The organism is Thermicanus aegyptius DSM 12793 (genome assembly GCF_000510645.1).
GTDB lineage: Bacteria > Bacillota > Bacilli > Thermicanales > Thermicanaceae > Thermicanus > Thermicanus aegyptius.
The window spans coordinates 3,249,008-3,265,905 of sequence record NZ_KI783301.1 but is presented as its reverse complement, the minus strand read 5'-3'; the positions used below and the strand labels follow the sequence as shown (position 1 = coordinate 3,265,905).

The window sequence follows — 16,898 nt, the reverse complement described above, 5'->3', positions numbered from 1 at the left end:
ATGCACAGATGAAAAAAATTGGAATTCTTTTGACAAGTTTATTTCTGTTCGCCATTTTATTGGCAGGTTGTGGTTCTGCTACATCCACTTCCTCCGACACCGGAAGTGACTCAACGCCTGCCGATGTCAAAGCCATCCAAGACCGCGGGGTACTCAAGGTAGGAGTGAAAGCCGATGTGCCGAAATTCGGCTATAAAGACCCCAAAACGGATCAGATTGACGGGTTTGAAGTGGATATTGCCAGGGCGATTGCCAAGAAAATTTTGGGAGATCCCAATAAAGTTGAACTTCAGGCTGTGACGGCGAAAACCCGTGGTCCCCTGCTCGATAACGGAGATGTCGATATCGTGGTAGCAACGTTTACGATTACGGAAGAACGCAAGAAAAGCTATAACTTTTCCGATCCATATTATACGGATTCTGTAGGGCTTATGGTGAAAAAAGACTCCGGCATCACCGGTTTGAAAGATCTAAACGGCAAGACCATTGGAGTAGCCCAAAGCGCCACCACGAAAAAAGCGATCCAGGAAGCAGCCGACAAGCTAGGGATCAAGGTGAATTTTCTTGAATTTGCCACCTATCCCGAAATTAATACGGCGTTGGAATCCGGCCGTGTCGACAGTTTCTCGGTGGACCGCTCGATCCTTGCGGGTTACCTCAATGATTCGAAGGTGATTCTTGATGATAAATTTAGTCCGCAAGATTATGGCGTTGCCAGCAAAAAAGGGAATGATGGATTGGCCAAGGTGGTAAATGATACGATTCGAGAGCTGAAAGATTCCGGTGAACTGGACAAATTGATTCAGAAGTGGGGTCTTCAATAGTGGTTGGACCTTTCGCATGGTTTAAATGGGAAGCCTTATTTCGCGATTGGACCCTATTTGCAGAAGGGTTTGGAACAACCATTCTGGTATCCGTCCTTGGCTTAACGTTAGCGATGATACTCGGGACAATCTTTGGAATGCTTGCGACTTCCCCTTGGAAACCATCTAAACTGATGAGCAGGGTGTATGTAGAATTTATTCAAAATACTCCCTTGGTGATTCAGGTATTTGTCTTATATCATGGTCTCCCGCATTTGGGGATTATGCTGCATGTCTTGGCGGTGGGAATTTTGGGAGTGGGAATTTACCACGGGGCATATATTGCCGAGGTGGTGCGTGCCGGCATTCAGTCCATTCACCGGGGGCAAATGGAAGCGGCCCTATCCCAAGGCTTCACCTATTGGAAAGCGATGCGCTATATCATCTTGCCTCAGACATTAAGAGTTGTTTTCCCTCCTCTAACCAACCAGGCGGTGAACTTGATTAAAAACACCTCCGTTCTTGCCATGGTTGCCGGGGGGGATATCATGTATCATGCCGATTCTTGGTCGAGTGACACCTTGTATTACGGCCCGGCTTATGTGGTTGTCGGTTTACTTTATCTCTCCCTCTGCTATCCGTTGGCCAGGCTCGCTCGTTATTTGGAGCGTAGAGCGGAGGTGACGGCATGATTTCTGAGCTGTTTAAACCGGAAATATTTCGATTCCTCGCCCAAGGATTGATGACCACATTATATATTGCGGTGATGACGATTCTCTTTAGTTTTCTAATCGGTACGATCTTGGGAATCGCGCGATATTCTAACCACTTTTTACTGGGGAGAGCTGCCGCGTTTTATATTGAAGTCGTTCGAAACGTTCCCTTGCTTCTCTTTATTTTGTCGTTTCGCTTTTTGACCACCCTGGAACCCGTTTATTCAGGAATTTTAGCCATGACGGTATTTACGTCGGCGATTATTGCCGAAATTGTGCGTGGTGGGCTGAACTCCATCGACAAAGGACAATGGGAAGCGGCAAAGTCTCAAGGGTTTACGTACAGGCAGACGCTGGTTCACATCATTCTCCCGCAAGCTTTGCGAAACATGATTCCGCCGCTGGTATCCCAATTTGTCACCGTAGTAAAAGACACCTCTTTTGTTTGGGCGGTGGGGGTTGAGGAGCTGACGGGAAAAGGAATGATCATCATGGGCCAATACAATACACCGGCACAGGTATTTTCAATCTTCGGCATGGTTGCCTTAACCTATTTTGCTTTGAATTATACTTTGTCGGTTCTAGCCAGACGCCAACAACGAAAAATGATTCATCAAAGCTACTGACCAAAAGAGCCAACCCCCCGATGGGAAGGCTCTTTTTTTATCGTCCGATTAACCTTTTTGCTTGAATAAAAGGAGAAAGACCGATAGAATAAATAGATAAGAAATCAGAAAATAATAGAATTGTTCGATTGAAGGGGAGGGAAATCGATGAGCACCATGCTGGCGAGAGACTGGGATTCGACGGCTCCATTGCGAAGGGATGTAAAATTTCTCGGGCGATTGCTTGGGCAAGTCCTGATTTCCCACGGAGGAGAAGAACTCCTTAACACGGTAGAAGAGATCCGTGAGATGACCAAGTCTTTGCGGCAATCTTACCATCAAGAGATTTATGAACGCCTTAAGGAACGGATTCACGGCTTAACCCCTCCATTGAGGGGGGATGTGATTCGGGCATTTACCCTCTATTTTCACTTGGTAAATATTGCCGAGCAGAACCACCGCATTCGGAGGCGGAGGCAATATCGCAGGAATGAGGAAGAGATCCGGCAGCCCGGTTCGATGGAAGAGGCGGTTCACCGCTTGAAAGAAAAGGGGGTGACGGTCGAAGAGCTTAAAGAAAAGTTGGACCGGATGTCCTTGGAGTTGGTCATAACCGCCCACCCCACCGAAGCGGCCCGGAGGACCGTTTTAGAAAGTCACCATCGGATCTCGCAGCTTCTGGAAGAATTGGATCATCCCCTCCTAACCCACCGGGAGAGAGAACTTTTGGAGGAAGATCTTTTTAATGAGATAGCCATCTTATGGCAAACGGAGGAACTGAGGGATCGTCGCCCCACCGTGTTGGATGAGGTGATGAATGGGCTCTATTACTTTGACGAAACCCTTTTTGACCTCCTGCCCGAAGTGCACGAAGAATTGGAAGAGGTATTGAAGAAAGAATATCCCCAAGAAAGGTGGCAAATCCCCCATTATCTCCATTTTGGCTCTTGGATCGGCGGGGATCGGGACGGCAATCCCAATGTGACGCCGGAAATCACCTATGAGACGATGAAACGCCATCGGAGCCTCGTGCTTCGAAAGTACCGAACTGCCCTCTATCGGTTGATGAGGCAGTTAAGCCAATCGGTTCATTGCGCCCCTATCAGCGGTGAAGTGGCCGCCCTCCTGGAAGAGGAGGAGCTCCTTCCGCCGGAGGAGCGCTGGCTCATCCCCCACGAAGGGTATCGTCGGGCGATTCGGGTGATGATCGAGAAATTGGAACGGGTTGAGGCGGGAAAAGAGGGAGGATATGAGAATGCGGAGCAGCTTTTAGCCGATCTGAGGAAGATCGAAAGCTCGATCCTCCGGCATCATCCGAAGGGCCATTTTGTCCGTCCCCTTCGCCATTTGATCCGTCAGGTGGAGCTTTTTGGCTTTCACTTAGCCACCCTGGATATCCGGAATCACAGCGGAGAACATGAAGGAACGCTGACGGAAATTTTTCGTGCCACCGGCCTCGCAGAAGATTATCCCTCTCTATCGGAAGAGGAGAAGGTTTCTTTGCTTGTCCGGGTGCTGGATGATCCCCGGCCCCTTATCTCATTCATCGAGGAATACCCTGCATCGGTTCAGACCGTTTTCGCGGTCTTTCAAATGATCGCCCGAATTCACAAGGAGTTTGGAGAGCGTGCCATCCAGGTTTATCTCGTCAGCATGAGCGAGTCGGTAAGCGATATCTTGGAAGTTCTCGTTCTGGCGAAGGAGGCGGGACTATATCGCCGTCACCGGGACGGAAGGGTTGAAAGCAAGCTCCATGTGGCCCCTCTCTTCGAAACGATCGAAGATTTGGAGGCGTCCCCCGCCATCCTTAACGCCCTCTTCACGCTTCCCCTCTACAGGGAACATCTAAAAGCCAGAGGGGACCTTCAGGAAGTCATGCTGGGTTACTCCGATTCCAGCAAGGATGGTGGAACTCTTACCGCCAATTGGCATCTCTATAAGGCACAGCAGGAAATGTACCGGGTCGCTTCGCGATATGGGATCCGGCTCAAATATTTCCACGGACGGGGGGGTGCTTTGGGGAGAGGTGGAGGGCCCCTAAATCGCAGCATTCTCTCCCAGCCCCTGGAAGCGAGCTGTGGCGCCATAAAGATGACGGAACAAGGGGAGGTCCTTTCCTCCCGTTACCTCATCCGGGAGATCGCCCATCGCAGTTTGGAACAAGCCACCTCAGCCCTTTTGGAGGTAACCTTTCGGAATCAGGAGCGGGGGGAGGAGGTTCTCGAGAGGCGGAAAACCTGGGAAAAAGCGATGGAGGAAATCTCAGCCTATGCCCATGGGAAGTATCGGGAGATCGTCTTCCAAGATCGCGACTTCTTCCAATACTTCAAGCAATCCACTCCTTTCCCGGAATTGGGCTCTCTCCCGATCGGCTCCCGACCCATCAGTCGGAAGGGGAGTGGGCGTTTTGAAGATTTGCGGGCAATCCCTTGGGTTTTCGCTTGGACCCAGAGTAGGCAGCTTTTGCCTGCCTGGTATGCCGCGGGGTATGCCTTGGATCGGTTCGCGGCGAGAGGGGGAGGGGAGCTCCTGCAGGAGATGTACCGGGATTGGCCGTTTTTCCATAACCTGATCGACACGCTGCAGATGGCGCTCATGAAGGCGGATCTGTTGGCAGCGAGGGAATACATGCATCTTGTTCAAGATCAGGCGGTGGCCAATCGCATTTTTTCCGCCATTGAAGAAGAATATCGCCGAACAGAGAAGATGATTCTTTTCATCTCGGGGCAGCGGGAATTGATGGAGAGAATCCCCGTCATTCGTTCCTCCATCCGTCTGCGTAATCCTTATGTAGATCCCCTCAATTTCCTGCAGGTGGAACTGATCGGGCGGCTTAGGAGTTTGGCGGAAGGGGAAGAGGATCCCTCCCTGCGCAAAGAGGTCTTGTTAACCATCAATGGCATTGCCGCTGGGCTTCGGAACACCGGTTGAACTGAACCGTTCATGCTGCCTATTTATGAGGGGGTTATCTGCCCGGGAAGGATATGGTATTTGTCGGTGAATTGCAAAGGGTGTAGAATAGAATTATAGGCTATTAACACGTTGACAATAGGAGAAATCCGCCTTAAAATACCATATAGGGTATATATCCATGGATAGAACCCCGGCGAGTTTGATCTTCGATAGGGAAAGGAGCATGAACAGGTGCCGTTTACAGAAATCTGGGCCGACGAGCTGTATGAACGGATGAGGAATGGGGAGGAAATTTATCTCCTTGATGTCCGGGAATTGGTGGAGTGGCTGGCAGAACATATTCCGGGAGCGATACACATTCCCCTGGGTGAGATTCCGAGGCGTTACGTTGAACTGGATAAAGAGAAGGAAATCTACATCATCTGCCGCAGCGGCAACCGGAGCGCCATGGCGGCCCGTTATCTGTCCCAACTCGGGTTTAAGACGGTGAACGTCGCGGGTGGGATGCTCAACTGGCCGGGGGAGATTGAGGTCGGGGCTTAATGCTTTGTGGAGGAGATGCGAGGCCATCTCCTCTTTTTTCTTTTAAGGAAGGTAGACAATCCGCCCTTTTTATCGCCTACAGCCGGTTGTTTCGGTGCGTGCAGAAAACGATGACGTCAACTTCGCCAAACTGTAATACTGTATAAATATAAACTGTTATATTGAAATAAAGTGAGAAATGGTGTATACTTTCTATAGCGACAGGCGATTTGTAATATATCAAAACAAGACCTGTTATATAAAAATTGAGGTGATCTGCATGGAAACTCTTCGTTCCATCGAATGGAAAGTGGGAGGCCAACAGGGGGAAGGGGTAGATTCTACGGGGGAGATTTTAACAAAAACCCTTTTTCGTTATGGCTACTATGTAACCACTTACAGGCAATTTATGAGCCGCATCAAGGGTGGGCATACAAACTATAAGCTGCGGGCTACGGCAGAGCGGACGCGGTATCATGGCGATTTTACGGACATTCTCCTATGCTTTGACAAGGAGACTTTGGAGGTAAACCGTCATGAGCTTCGACCCGGCGGGATCGTCATCATGGAGGAGAAGGAACAAGACATTCGTGAAGAAGATGGACTCTTGATGGCCTCCTTCCCGTTGAAGAAATTGGCGACGGAATTGGGCAATCCCTTGGCAAAGAACATGATCGCCCTGGGGATTACGGGGGGGTTAATCAGCCTGCCGAAGGAGGAATTCTTCTCCTTCATCGAGGAACAGTTCGCTAAAAAAGGAGAAACGGTCATTCAGTCGAACAAGGCGGCGGTGGAAAAAGGATATGAATTGGTAGAGCAATATCTATCAAACTATGTCCGTCGGTTGGAGAAGATGGAGAAGGGAGATCGCCTCTATATCTCCGGCAATGAAGCGACGGCGTTCGGCAGTTTCATGGCCGGCTGCCGTTTTCTCTCCGCTTATCCCATCACCCCTGCCAGTGAAATCATGGAATGGATGAGCGCCAATCTGCCTAAAGTGGGCGGTACCATCATGCAGGTAGAAGATGAGATCGCGGGCATTACCTTTGCCATCGGTGCGGCTTATGGCGGAGCAAGAGCAATGACTTCCACCTCCGGTCCGGGGCTCGCATTAAAGACGGAGGCGTTAGGGCTTGCGGCGATGAGCGAAACCCCGGTGGTCATTGTGGATTCCCAACGGGGTGGTCCTTCCACGGGACTTCCTACCAAACATGAGCAAAGCGACTTAAATCACCTCCTTTTCGGTTCCCATGGCGATGCTCCTCGGATCGTCCTGTATCCCAGCTCCGTTGAAGATGCCTTCTATGTGGCGGCGGAAGCCTTTAACCTGGCGGAACAGTATCAGTGCCCGGTCTACATCGCTCTGGACCTCGCCCTCAGCATGAACCGGACCACGATTCCTTCTTTAGATGCGAAGAGGGTAAAGATCAATCGGGGAAAATTGGTCGGCGCAGAAGAGGCAAAGAAGCTGGGAGAGTTCATCTTTAAACGTTATCGCTTCACCGAAGATGGAATCTCGCCGCGGGTACTGCCGGGAACCGAAGGAGGCGTCCATACGGCAAGCTCCAACGAACATGGCGAGGATGGCTATATCTCCGAAGATATTACCAATCGCTCCAGGATGGTGGAGAAGCGGATGAAGAAGATTTTGCCTGCACGCCTTTCCACTCCTTTCTATATCTCCGATGGGGATGCCGATGTCATTTTGCTGGGAGCAGGATCTACCCGGGGGGTGCTGGAGGAAACTCAGGCGAAGCTCAAGGAAGATGGGATTCGGGTAGGAGTCCTCATGATTCAGCAGCTTAACCCCCTTCCCGTGGAAGAATTGAAGCCCTATCTCTTGGGCAAGAAAGTGATTTCGGTGGAGAATAACTACAGCGGTCAGCTTCTAAATTGGGTGAAACAGCATCTTCCGATTCATGGGTCCAGCTTCCTCATCACCCAATATGACGGCAATCCTTTCACGGTTTCCCGTGTCTATCATGAAGTAAAGGAGTTGTTGTAAAATGGCGATGGTGAAACCAACCTTAAGCCTGAAAGATTATAAAGGGGACACCCCCACCTGGTGCCCGGGTTGCGGTCATTACAGCGTCATGGCGGGGGTACAGAAGGCGCTCCTTAACCTTCAAATCGCTCCCCATGAAGCCGTCATCGTAACCGGAATCGGCTGCTCCAGCAAAATCTCCGAATATACGAGGACCTATGGTTTTCATACGATTCACGGACGTTCTCTTCCGGTGGCGCAGGGAGTTAAGATGTCGCGGCCGGAATTGACCGTCATTGCGGCAGGCGGTGACGGCGACGGGTACGGGATCGGTGCGGGACACTTTATCCATGCCGTTCGCCGCAACATGGATATTACCTATATCGTTATGGATAATAACATTTATGGGCTGACCAAGGGGCAGACCTCTCCCCGGAGCGCCCATGATTTCATCACCAAGACGACGGTAAAGGGAAATAAGGAATATCCTGTCGATCCCCTCTCAACAGCGATCGCCAATGGGGGAACTTTTGTCGCCCAGGCGTTCTCCGGAGATATTAAGGGGATGACGGAAATCATCGAAAAGGCGATTCGGCATCGGGGCTTTTCCTTGGTCAACATCTTCAGCCCATGCGTCACCTATAACAAGGTAAATACCTATGATTTCTATAAAGAGCATCTGGTTCCCGTGGAAGCTCCCCTTCCCACCCGGGAAGAGGCGATACGCGTCATCAAGGAACGGGAAGGCTTGGTGCAGGGAATCCTCTTTGTAGAGGAAGGGCGAGACGACTTCCAGACTCAACTGGGAATCAAATGGAATATGGGTGTTGAAGAGGGAGAGATGAATGAGTCACTCCTCAGGGAGATTGAGAAGACGTTTAAATAAAACCCTAATCATATCAAAAGGGTTAGGTGCGCCAACACCGCACTCGGCATAATCAAGGAACATGAAGCGGCAAAAAGTTTAGTACCCAAAGAAACAACCCCAACCTGCTTGCGCGCGGTGGGGTTGTTTCTTATAGAAGAACCGGTGTTAATCGGCGATATAGGTGACCAAATGATTCCCTTGCATTTGTAAATATAAAATATTAAGCTCGCAAATATTTCGCGACAGTCGGTTCAAATACTCCATTCCATGATAGAAGGCATCTTCAGAAGGCTCTTTTGCAAAGAGATAATATGAATCGCGGTACTCCTTTTCTAAAGCTTGGATCCGTTCAGGGATCTTACCGCTAATCTCCTCGAATTTCACCTGAAGATCTTCCTTTTCATCCTCACTTAATTCATCGTAAGGAACGTAAAGATGCGGAATCTCAATCCCCAATTCCTCGACATAGTGGAATTCATATTTCTCCATTTCTGCTCCCTCCCGTTTTAAAAATTTTTATGTTGATCCTATTGTTTCTCATCTCAATTCTTCTGTCAATTCAAAAAAGGGATCCACCGCATAAGTGTCATCTTTCCTTACGAAATATGTAACAATATATACAAATAGTTCCCTTGGAACTTTCTCCAATCTAAAAGTAACACTTGCGAAAAAGCGGAGCGCTTCTCCCATTAGCCGCCTTGATAAGAGGTAAGGTACTTTCCCTGCATTTGCAGATATAAGATATTTAATTCACTAATCAAACGTGAGATCTGATTGAGGCGCTCCATTCCATCAAAAAAGGTTTGATCGGAATTTTCCTGTGATACTCGATCGTACATTTCCTTATATTCATGTTCCAGTTGCCGGATACGTTCCGGGATCTTACCGCTGATCTCTTCCATTTTGGCGTATAGTTCTTCCTTTTCCCGTTGGTCCAGCTGATCAAAGGGAACATGGAGGTGGGGAACCTCTATACCGAGCTCTTGATCATATTGGATCGTAAAATGGTTCATCTTTATCCTCCTAACGCTGTCCGGTTTAACTCCGATCGACTGCAATGCTCATTGACCTTGAACCTTTGTAGCCCTCATTATTCCCTTCTTTGAGGGGGTTGTCAATGCCCTTCCCCTTATTCTCTCCATTTTGAGAATATTTCCCTTTTAAGGTTTCCCCTTTTCAGTTTGATCCCTTCGGGGGTAGAATAGATAAGAAGCGAGGAAGGGGATATGGGTTGACGACAAATAAGAGAGAAATAAAAAAGAAAAATCAAACGCCCAGGTCGTTACTGTTGCTTAGCATAGGTGCTGCGATTAATTCGACGGGAACATCCTTTCTCTGGCCGCTTACGACTGTTTTCGTTACACAGGTGATGGGAAGGAGCGTGACGGAGGCCGGATTGGCCCTATTTCTTCAGGCGGGAGCCGGCATGCTTGGGAGCTTGATCGGAGGGGCGATGTATGACCGCATGGGCGGAAGGTGGACGATAGGGATCGGGATATGGTTTGCAATCCTCTCCGTTCTTTCCGTCGCTTTCTTTCCTGCCTGGATTCTTTATCTGGGGATGATGATCATTTTAGGATTTGCGACCGGCATGATCTTCCCGTCGATTTATGCGATGGCAGGAGGGCTTTGGCCGGAGGGAGGGCAGCGTTCATTCTCCCACATTTATATCTCCCAAAATTTAGGGGTTGCCATCGGCGCCTCATTAGGCGGGCTGGTGGCTCAATTATCCTTTTCCTATACCTTTTTACTGAATGCCCTTACCTATTTCATCTTCTTTCTCTTCCTCTTTTTCGGGATTGATGAGGAAGCGGATCGGAAGGGAGTAGGGAGGATTCCGGCAGGCGGGGAGGTGGCGTCCGTTTCCAAAGGGAATAGGGTTCAGGAATGGTTCGAGCATAAGATATTTCACTGGGATGCCGGTTTTCTCGCCCTTTTGCTCCTAGGGCTCGGATACCTCATCACTTGGGTTCCCTATATGCAATGGTCGACGATTATGTCGAAGCGGATGACCGATCTCGGCTTTCCCCTCTCTAGTTATAGTTCTCTATGGACATTAAACGGGGCCTTAATCCTGCTCCTCCAACCCCTGATCAGCAGGATTCTACGGAAATGGTTCCCATCGGTCAAGGTGGATCTTATTCTCGGTGCGCTTGTCTTTGGGATCGCTTATCTCCTCCTTCCCTACCAGGAGAAGTATGTCGGCTTTTTCATCGCGATGGGGATTACCACCTTGGGAGAGATTCTGGTCTGGCCGGCTGTTCCGGTGGCGACGGAGGAGCTCTCTCCCCCTGGAAAAAGAGGGTTATATCAAGGAGTGATCAGCAGCTTCGCCACCGGAGGCAGGATGATCGGTCCTTTCTTTGGAGGGTTCCTCTTTGACCGGATGGGTTTGTATATGATGTTCACCGTCATGATCCTCCTGATTCTTTTGGCGCTTCTCCTCTTCTTCTTCTATAACCTGTTGCCTAGATGGCTGAGCCATAGCGTCCAAGAGAGGAAAAGCCCCGAAGGGAAGAACCCGATCCAGGAGATGAAACCGTAGGATCGATGCAGGCGAACTAAATGATCATCCGGATGAGATCTAAGGGTGTATCGTAGGTGACAATTGACGGCCCGGAGAAAGGTTCTGTTCATCATCATGCGAAGAGAATGCTGTTAAGAAAGGGGGGGTTTTCATGCCTAAGGTGGAAGTGCCCTGCGTGGGAAGCTGGGAAGTGGAAGAAGGGATCAAGCTGGTTCATGCTTTAGAAGAAAATGGAATTGACATTTTGCACCGTTGCGGAGGAAACGCCCGTTGCGTCAGCTGCAGGGTAGAGATCATAAGGGGAGATCCCGGTTTGATGGGGGAGCGGGAATACCAGATGTTAAAGGCGAAGGGTTTGGATAAAACAAATATTCGCCTTTCTTGTCAAGTCCGTGTCCGTTCCAATTTGGTTGTCCGTCCCATCATGACCGTCTCAGAAACGGGAATGGAACCCGGTCCAACCCCGTCGATGTAGAACCCAGGAAGCTCCCCGCCCAACCTCTTCCCTTTACGGAAGCCCCCGCCAATGTTTTACGGAGGTTTCGAATGCCGCTACCAAATCAAGAATGCTTTTCTCCGTTGTCCCCCACCCCATGGAGATGCGAAGGCCCTCCAATGCCCGTTCGGTGGATGGATTCATGGCGAGAAGTACATAGGAGGGTTCCATGGAATGGGCGCTGCATGCCGAGGCACTGGAGGTGGCGAACCCCTTTTGATCCAAGTCAAGCATCAAGGCTTGCCCTTCAATTCCTTCGATGGCAATATTCATGAGGCTGGGAAGGGTATGGTCGGGGGAACCGTTCAGCCTCGCCCCGGGAATGCGGCGCCGAATTTCCTGCAAAAAGAGACGGCGTAACCCTTCCATTCGCTTTCTTTCCTCCTCCATCTTGCCGCGAGCCCATTCCCATGCCGCGGCGAAACTTAGGATACCCACCACATTTTCGGTTGCCGGCCGAATTCCCCGTTCCTGTTCACCCCCGAAATAGAGAGGATCGATACGCACCCCGTTTCTGAGATAGAGAGCTCCTATTCCTTGAACACTTCCAATTTTATGCCCATTGAGGGTGAGAAGATCGACGTGCAATGAATTGACTTGAATGGGGATCTTTCCGAAGGCTTGGGCGGCATCGCTGTGAAAGAGGATTCCTCTCCCTTTAAGGAGATGTCCGATCTCCCGGATGGGTTGAATGCTCCCTACCACATTATTGACCATCATCACGCTGACCAGCACCGTGTCGGGGCGGAGGGCTTTTTCCACATCCTTTGTATCGACTAGGGCATTTCTGTCGACCGGCAGGTAGGTCACCTCAAAGCCTTCCGTCTCGAGGGCTTGAAAAGCCCTTAACACCGAGGGATGTTCTATCTTTGTAGTGATCAGATGGTTTCCCTTGCCCATCCTCTTCATTCTCCGGGCTCCGCCGAGGATCGCCAGGTTGTTCGCCTCCGTGCCGCTTCCCGTAAAGATCACCTCTCTGGGGCGGGCTCCGATGCCTCCCGCCAACGTCTCCCTTGCCTTCTCCAGCGCCTCTCTCGCCTCAAGTCCTAAGGTGTGGAGGCTGCCCGCATTGGCGAAGCGTCCGGCGTAGTAGGAAAAGGTCTTTTCCATCACCGGATCCGGCATGGGAGAAGTGGCGGCGTAATCAAAATAGCGGGCGATTTCCTTTTTCATCTTTCTCTCTCCTCTTCACGGATAAATTGGCGTTCTATCTCTATCTCCTAAACCTATCTCCTAAACACCCGATCAAAACGGTCATCATTCTTTACATTATCATAGAGATTCTGTCTTGACATCTGTAAAAATCGCCTTCATAATGGGATGTAATCGATTCAATGCTCGGGAAGCCTATATCCATCTTGTGAAAAAGAGCACAAACAAGAAAATTTTTTGGGGAGCGAAGGAGACGGAGGGGCATGTGGAGAGTCGTGGAGACCGATTTTCTGGTCATCGGAAGCGGATTGGCCGGGCTTACTTTCAGCTTAAACGCAGCCGATCCATTTCAGGTTATCGTAATCACCGCCGGGAAAATAAATGAATGCAATTCCTATCGGGCCCAAGGGGGAATCGCCGTTCCCCAAGATCTGGAGGGAGATCTTCGCTCCCACTTGGAGGATACCTTAAGGGCGGGAGCAGGATTGTCCGAACGGAAAGCGGTTGAGGCGCTCCTGAGAGGAGGGTGGGAAGCCCTCCGCTTCTTGGAGGGAGTGGGAGTCCCCTTTGATCGAAATCCGGAGGGGGATTATTCGCTGGGAAGAGAGGGGGCCCATAGCCGGAACCGCATCCTTCATGTAGGCGGGGACCGGACCGGCAAGGGAGTGATGGAGAAGATGATGGCCGCCGTCCTCTCCCATCCCAAGATAGAGGTGTTGGAAGAGACAAGGGCCCTTGATCTTGTCCTCCGTAAAGGGCGGGTCATAGGCGCCGTCGTCCAAGCGGCGGGGAAGGATCCCTTTCTCCTTTTGGCGAAGGGCGTGATCCTGGCGACCGGCGGGATAGGTCACCTTTACCCTTACACCACCAACGAAAAGGGCATCGCCGGTGAAGGGATGGGCATGGCCTATCGGGCTGGCGCCCTTCTCCGGGATATGGAATTCATTCAGTTTCACCCTACGGCATTAAAAGCGGACGAAAGTCCCCTTCCTTTAATCTCTGAAGCGGTCCGCGGCGAGGGGGCCCTCCTCCTTAATGATCGGGGTGAGCGTTTTATGCTCCAAGTGGATGAGAGGGGCGAGTTGGCTTCCCGGGATATTGTGGCCCGTGCCATTCACCGGGAGATGAAAGAGGGGAGAGAGGTTTTTCTCGATGCCCGGAGCGTCCGTCTTTTTTCGGAGCGGTTTCCATCCATCACCCGGAACCTCTCGCAACATGGGATCCATCCGGCCCATGAGCTCATCCCTGTCGTACCGGTGGTCCATTACGCCATGGGCGGAGTTTACACCGATCTGGATGGGAGGAGTTCCCTTCAAGGCCTGTACGCGGTAGGGGAAGTAGGCTCGACCGGGGTGCATGGGGCCAATCGCTTGGCCAGCAATTCCCTCCTGGAGGCCGTCGTTTTTGGAATCCGCGCCGCCAAACGAGCGAGGGAAGATCTCCTTACAGGATCTGCAAAGAGGCTTTCGTTCGGGGAACTCTCTCTCCCCTATTCCCCGAAGGAATTACGGTCCGCATCGGAAAAGGCGGATCAAAGCGTAATGGAAGAGGCAAAACGGGTGATGTGGGAGAATGTAGGATTGGAACGGGACGAGAAGGGACTTCGGAATGCGAAGGAAATCCTTCGCTTGTTGCAAAAGAGACTCCCCCCCCTGCCCACCCCGGTGGGTCATTCGATAACGACGGCCCTTCTTATCGTGGAGGGGGCGCTCATGCGCAGGGAGAGCCGGGGCTCCCATTACCGGAGCGACTTCCCCGGTCAGGAGAAAGAGGCGTACCATCTCTATCAAGGAGGAAACCATGAATCCCTTATGGATCGAAAAAGAATTGCGTCGTTTTCTAATTGAGGACATCGGCAGCGGGGATATCACTTCGGAAGCCATTTTTACGGAAGAAGATCGCATCGTCGGTACGTTCATCGCAAAAGGAGAAGGACGATTGGCAGGGCTTAAGGTGGCTCGGAAGGTCTTTCAGCTTTTAGACCCTCAGGTGGAGATGACTTTCCTCCGTCATGACGGGGCCGATTTGGTGGAAGGAGAGGCATTTGCCCGCATCAAGGGAAAGGCACGCGCCATCCTGGCCGGGGAAAGGGTGGCCCTCAACCTTTTGCAGCGGATGTCGGGCATCGCCACCGAAACCCGTGAGGTGGTGAAAAAGGTGGCCGACCTACCCGTAACCATCGTGGATACTCGGAAAACACTCCCCGGTTTACGCTTATTTGACAAATATGCGGTTCGGGTGGGAGGAGGGAGGAACCACCGTTTTGGCCTCTACGATGCGGTGATGATTAAGGATAACCATTTGGCTGCAGCCGGATCTATGACAGAGGCGGTGAGGCGGGTTCGCCATTCCGTCGGGCATATGGTAAAGATCGAGGTAGAGGCGGAGAAGTTGTCCCAGGTGGAGGAGGCTCTTTCCTTGGGGGTTGATTTGATCCTTTTGGATAATATGGGCTTGAATGAGCTGCGGGAAGCCGTGTCGTTCATCGGCGGTAGAATACCGACCGAAGCATCGGGAGGGATTACTCCGGCGAATGTCCGCGCCGTCGCGGAGACCGGAGTCGATTACATCTCCCTAGGATGGCTTACCCATTCGGTGAAGAGTTTAGATCTAAGCTTAGAGTTAGAATCGGAGAAGTAAAGGGAGCGAAGAAGGGAGGAAGAAGAGATTGTCTACCCGAACCCATGAGATTCTCCGGGAAGTGATGTTGCAGGAAATTAAGACGGCAAAAGAGAAATTAGGAAAAGAGATGGTGATCCTCGGGCATCATTACCAGCGGGATGAGGTGATACAGTTTGCCGACTTCCGGGGAGACTCCCTCCGCCTAGCCCGTTTGGCGGCGGAGACCGATGCCCGCTTCATCCTCTTTTGCGGGGTCCATTTTATGGCGGAAACGGCGGATATCCTTACCGCTCCGGAACAAACCGTCATTCTCCCTGACCCTAAGGCGGGTTGTTCCATGGCCGATATGGTGAATCGGGATGAATTGGAGGAGGCGTGGGAACTCCTTATAGACACGTATGGAGATCCGCCTTTTCCGATCACCTATGTAAATTCTTCCGCCGAGGTAAAGGCTTTTGTGGGTCAACATGGCGGGATGACGGTTACCTCCTCCAATGCGGAGAGGATCATGGCCTATGCGCTCCGGGAAAGAAAGAGGATCTTCTTTCTTCCCGACCAGCATCTGGGAAGAAATACGGCCTACCGCCTGGGAATCCCTTTAGAAGCCATGAAGGTGTATAACCCCCGGGAGATGAGGATCGAAGGGGGAGAGGCGCGGGAGGATACGAAGGTGATCCTCTGGAAGGGACATTGTTCTGTCCATCAACGCTTTGACCCGGTTCATGTGCGGAAGATGCGTGAGGAGCACCCCGGCATTCGGGTGATCGTCCATCCTGAATGCAAGTTTGAAACGGTCCAGGAAGCCGATGAGAGCGGCTCTACGGAATACATCATCAAAGCGATTGAGCGGGCTCCTGCAGGGACAAAATGGGCGATCGGGACGGAGCATAATCTCGTCTACCGATTGGCGAAAGAGCATCCCGAACAGGAAATCTATTCCCTGAATCCGATCGTCTGTGCTTGCTATACCATGAACCGCATCGATCTTCCCCATCTTCACGAGTCCGTGATGAACGTTTTAAATGGGGAAAGAAAGAACGTGATTCGGGTGCCCGAGGAGATCGCTTCATGGGCTAAAGTGGCGATCGAACGGATGCTTCGCCTCGGATAAGAATGAAAGGAGAGACGAAGTGCGATGAATCGAAGGGAGGAAATTCTTCGTATTCTAAAGGAGCATAAAAGACCGGTAAAGGGGGCGGAATTGGGAGAGCGGGTCGGGGTTAGCCGCCAGACCCTCGTCCAGGACATCGCTTTTTTGCGCAAGGACGGATACCGCATCGTAAGCACCACCCATGGATATCTGCTGGACGATGCCCTGCCGGAAGCCTTTCAAGAGGTGATCGGCATTACCCACACTCCGGAACAGCTTCGGAGGGAATTGGAGATTCTCGTCGCCCATCACGTCTCTATTCTTGACGTGATGATTGAGCATCCCGTTTACGGGAAGGTGAGAGGGGAATTAAACATTCGCACGCCGAAGGATATCCGCCGGTTTCTGGAGAAGAGGGAGAAATCGAACCTGCCCCTTTTCAGTGAAGTGACGGGCGGTTTTCATTACCACACCTTGGAAGCGGATGAACCGGAGTATATTGAAGATGCCTTGGACTCCCTCGTGAAAGCGGGCTATCGGATCGTACGGACTTAAGCTTTTTTGGATTTCCAAATGAACCGGAGATCATATCTGGGGAGAAGA

Annotated in this window: 16 protein-coding genes; 13 read left to right on the top strand and 3 right to left on the bottom strand. The window is 51.1% G+C overall.

The genetic code is table 11. The features are described 5' to 3' along the window. Nucleotides 1–8: 8 nt before the first annotated feature. The 7 genes from THEAE_RS0117405 to THEAE_RS0117375 all read left to right on the top strand — a co-directional run bounded on the left by THEAE_RS0117405 (nt 9) and on the right by THEAE_RS0117375 (nt 8,426). On the top strand, nt 9–824 hold the full coding sequence (locus THEAE_RS0117405; RefSeq protein WP_028988303.1) for a transporter substrate-binding domain-containing protein: 816 nt from the start codon (nt 9–11) through the stop codon (nt 822–824). Continuing rightward, nucleotides 824–1,495: an amino acid ABC transporter permease gene (locus THEAE_RS0117400; RefSeq protein ID WP_028988302.1), complete on the top strand. Its 672-nt coding sequence runs from the start codon at nt 824–826 to the stop codon at nt 1,493–1,495. Before THEAE_RS0117405 ends, THEAE_RS0117400 begins: the two co-directional genes overlap by 1 nt. Further along, entirely contained in the window at nt 1,492–2,142 is a 651-nt protein-coding gene (locus tag THEAE_RS0117395) for an amino acid ABC transporter permease (protein ID WP_028988301.1), read from the top strand. Before THEAE_RS0117400 ends, THEAE_RS0117395 begins: the two co-directional genes overlap by 4 nt. Nucleotides 2,143–2,289: 147 nt before the next feature. Then, the gene (gene ppc, locus THEAE_RS0117390) at nt 2,290–5,052 is read left to right on the top strand and encodes a phosphoenolpyruvate carboxylase (protein ID WP_028988300.1); all 2,763 of its coding nucleotides are present in this window, start codon (nt 2,290–2,292) and stop codon (nt 5,050–5,052) included. A 213-nt stretch (nt 5,053–5,265) separates the two neighbouring features. After that, the gene (locus THEAE_RS0117385; protein ID WP_028988299.1) at nt 5,266–5,577 is read left to right on the top strand and encodes a rhodanese-like domain-containing protein; all 312 of its coding nucleotides are present in this window, start codon (nt 5,266–5,268) and stop codon (nt 5,575–5,577) included. A 259-nt stretch (nt 5,578–5,836) separates the two neighbouring features. Further along, nucleotides 5,837–7,561, top strand: a complete 1,725-nt coding sequence (locus THEAE_RS0117380; RefSeq protein ID WP_039944532.1) for a 2-oxoacid:acceptor oxidoreductase subunit alpha — start codon at nt 5,837–5,839, stop codon at nt 7,559–7,561. 1 nt (nt 7,562) lies between these two features. Then, nucleotides 7,563–8,426 carry a 2-oxoacid:ferredoxin oxidoreductase subunit beta gene (locus THEAE_RS0117375; RefSeq protein WP_028988297.1) on the top strand — a complete coding sequence of 288 codons (864 nt, stop codon included), beginning with the start codon at nt 7,563–7,565 and terminating at the stop codon, nt 8,424–8,426. 147 nt (nt 8,427–8,573) lie between these two features. Here the strand turns inward: THEAE_RS0117375 and THEAE_RS21630 are convergent, their stop codons facing one another. Both THEAE_RS21630 and THEAE_RS0117360 read right to left on the bottom strand, forming a co-directional pair. Next, on the bottom strand, nt 8,574–8,897 hold the full coding sequence (locus tag THEAE_RS21630) for a hypothetical protein (RefSeq protein ID WP_039944531.1): 324 nt from the start codon (nt 8,895–8,897) through the stop codon (nt 8,574–8,576). A gap of 200 nt (nt 8,898–9,097) precedes the next feature. Further along, a complete protein-coding gene (locus THEAE_RS0117360) occupies nt 9,098–9,421 on the bottom strand; it encodes a hypothetical protein (protein WP_028988296.1) in 324 nt (107 codons plus the stop codon). Nucleotides 9,422–9,639: 218 nt separating this feature from the next. Between THEAE_RS0117360 and THEAE_RS21625 the strand changes: the two genes are divergently transcribed. Together THEAE_RS21625 and THEAE_RS0117350 are read left to right on the top strand one after the other, a co-directional pair. Continuing rightward, on the top strand, nt 9,640–10,953 hold the full coding sequence (locus THEAE_RS21625) for an MDR family MFS transporter (RefSeq protein ID WP_052330134.1): 1,314 nt from the start codon (nt 9,640–9,642) through the stop codon (nt 10,951–10,953). A gap of 133 nt (nt 10,954–11,086) precedes the next feature. After that, on the top strand, nt 11,087–11,410 hold the full coding sequence (locus tag THEAE_RS0117350) for a 2Fe-2S iron-sulfur cluster-binding protein (RefSeq protein ID WP_028988295.1): 324 nt from the start codon (nt 11,087–11,089) through the stop codon (nt 11,408–11,410). A 33-nt stretch (nt 11,411–11,443) separates the two neighbouring features. Here the strand turns inward: THEAE_RS0117350 and THEAE_RS0117345 are convergent, their stop codons facing one another. Then, the gene (locus THEAE_RS0117345) at nt 11,444–12,604 is read right to left on the bottom strand and encodes a cysteine desulfurase family protein (protein ID WP_028988294.1); all 1,161 of its coding nucleotides are present in this window, start codon (nt 12,602–12,604) and stop codon (nt 11,444–11,446) included. A gap of 242 nt (nt 12,605–12,846) precedes the next feature. Here THEAE_RS0117345 and THEAE_RS0117340 point away from each other — a divergent pair, with 242 nt between their 5' ends. Genes THEAE_RS0117340 through THEAE_RS0117325 form a run of 4 tightly spaced genes read left to right on the top strand, consistent with a single transcriptional unit; the run spans nt 12,847 to nt 16,850 of the window. Then, complete coding sequence (locus THEAE_RS0117340) at nt 12,847–14,430, top strand: L-aspartate oxidase (protein WP_028988293.1); 1,584 nt, start codon at nt 12,847–12,849, stop codon at nt 14,428–14,430. Continuing rightward, nucleotides 14,384–15,223, top strand: coding sequence for a carboxylating nicotinate-nucleotide diphosphorylase (nadC, locus tag THEAE_RS0117335; RefSeq protein ID WP_028988292.1), 840 nt, complete (start codon nt 14,384–14,386; stop codon nt 15,221–15,223). The genes THEAE_RS0117340 and nadC overlap by 47 nt, the downstream gene beginning before the upstream one ends. A gap of 28 nt (nt 15,224–15,251) precedes the next feature. Then, nucleotides 15,252–16,316 carry a quinolinate synthase NadA gene (gene nadA / locus THEAE_RS0117330; RefSeq protein WP_028988291.1) on the top strand — a complete coding sequence of 355 codons (1,065 nt, stop codon included), beginning with the start codon at nt 15,252–15,254 and terminating at the stop codon, nt 16,314–16,316. Between the two features lie 24 nt (nt 16,317–16,340). Beyond that, complete coding sequence (locus THEAE_RS0117325) at nt 16,341–16,850, top strand: transcription repressor NadR (RefSeq protein ID WP_028988290.1); 510 nt, start codon at nt 16,341–16,343, stop codon at nt 16,848–16,850. Nucleotides 16,851–16,898: the final 48 nt, after the last annotated feature.

Bases quoted from the DNA above. Each gene is read 5' to 3' on its own strand.
- THEAE_RS0117405 (WP_028988303.1), top strand. From the start codon at position 9: ATGAAAAAAATTGGAATTCTTTTGACAAGTTTATTTCTGTTCGCCATT.
- THEAE_RS0117395 (WP_028988301.1), top strand. From the start codon at position 1,492: ATGATTTCTGAGCTGTTTAAACCGGAAATATTTCGATTCCTCGCCCAA.
- ppc (WP_028988300.1), top strand. From the start codon at position 2,290: ATGAGCACCATGCTGGCGAGAGACTGGGATTCGACGGCTCCATTGCGA.
- THEAE_RS0117380 (WP_039944532.1), top strand. From the start codon at position 5,837: ATGGAAACTCTTCGTTCCATCGAATGGAAAGTGGGAGGCCAACAGGGG.
- THEAE_RS0117375 (WP_028988297.1), top strand. From the start codon at position 7,563: ATGGCGATGGTGAAACCAACCTTAAGCCTGAAAGATTATAAAGGGGAC.
- THEAE_RS21630 (WP_039944531.1), bottom strand. From the start codon at position 8,897: ATGGAGAAATATGAATTCCACTATGTCGAGGAATTGGGGATTGAGATT.
- THEAE_RS0117360 (WP_028988296.1), bottom strand. From the start codon at position 9,421: ATGAACCATTTTACGATCCAATATGATCAAGAGCTCGGTATAGAGGTT.
- THEAE_RS0117350 (WP_028988295.1), top strand. From the start codon at position 11,087: ATGCCTAAGGTGGAAGTGCCCTGCGTGGGAAGCTGGGAAGTGGAAGAA.
- THEAE_RS0117345 (WP_028988294.1), bottom strand. From the start codon at position 12,604: ATGAAAAAGGAAATCGCCCGCTATTTTGATTACGCCGCCACTTCTCCC.
- THEAE_RS0117340 (WP_028988293.1), top strand. From the start codon at position 12,847: ATGTGGAGAGTCGTGGAGACCGATTTTCTGGTCATCGGAAGCGGATTG.
- nadC (WP_028988292.1), top strand. From the start codon at position 14,384: ATGAATCCCTTATGGATCGAAAAAGAATTGCGTCGTTTTCTAATTGAG.
- THEAE_RS0117325 (WP_028988290.1), top strand. From the start codon at position 16,341: ATGAATCGAAGGGAGGAAATTCTTCGTATTCTAAAGGAGCATAAAAGA.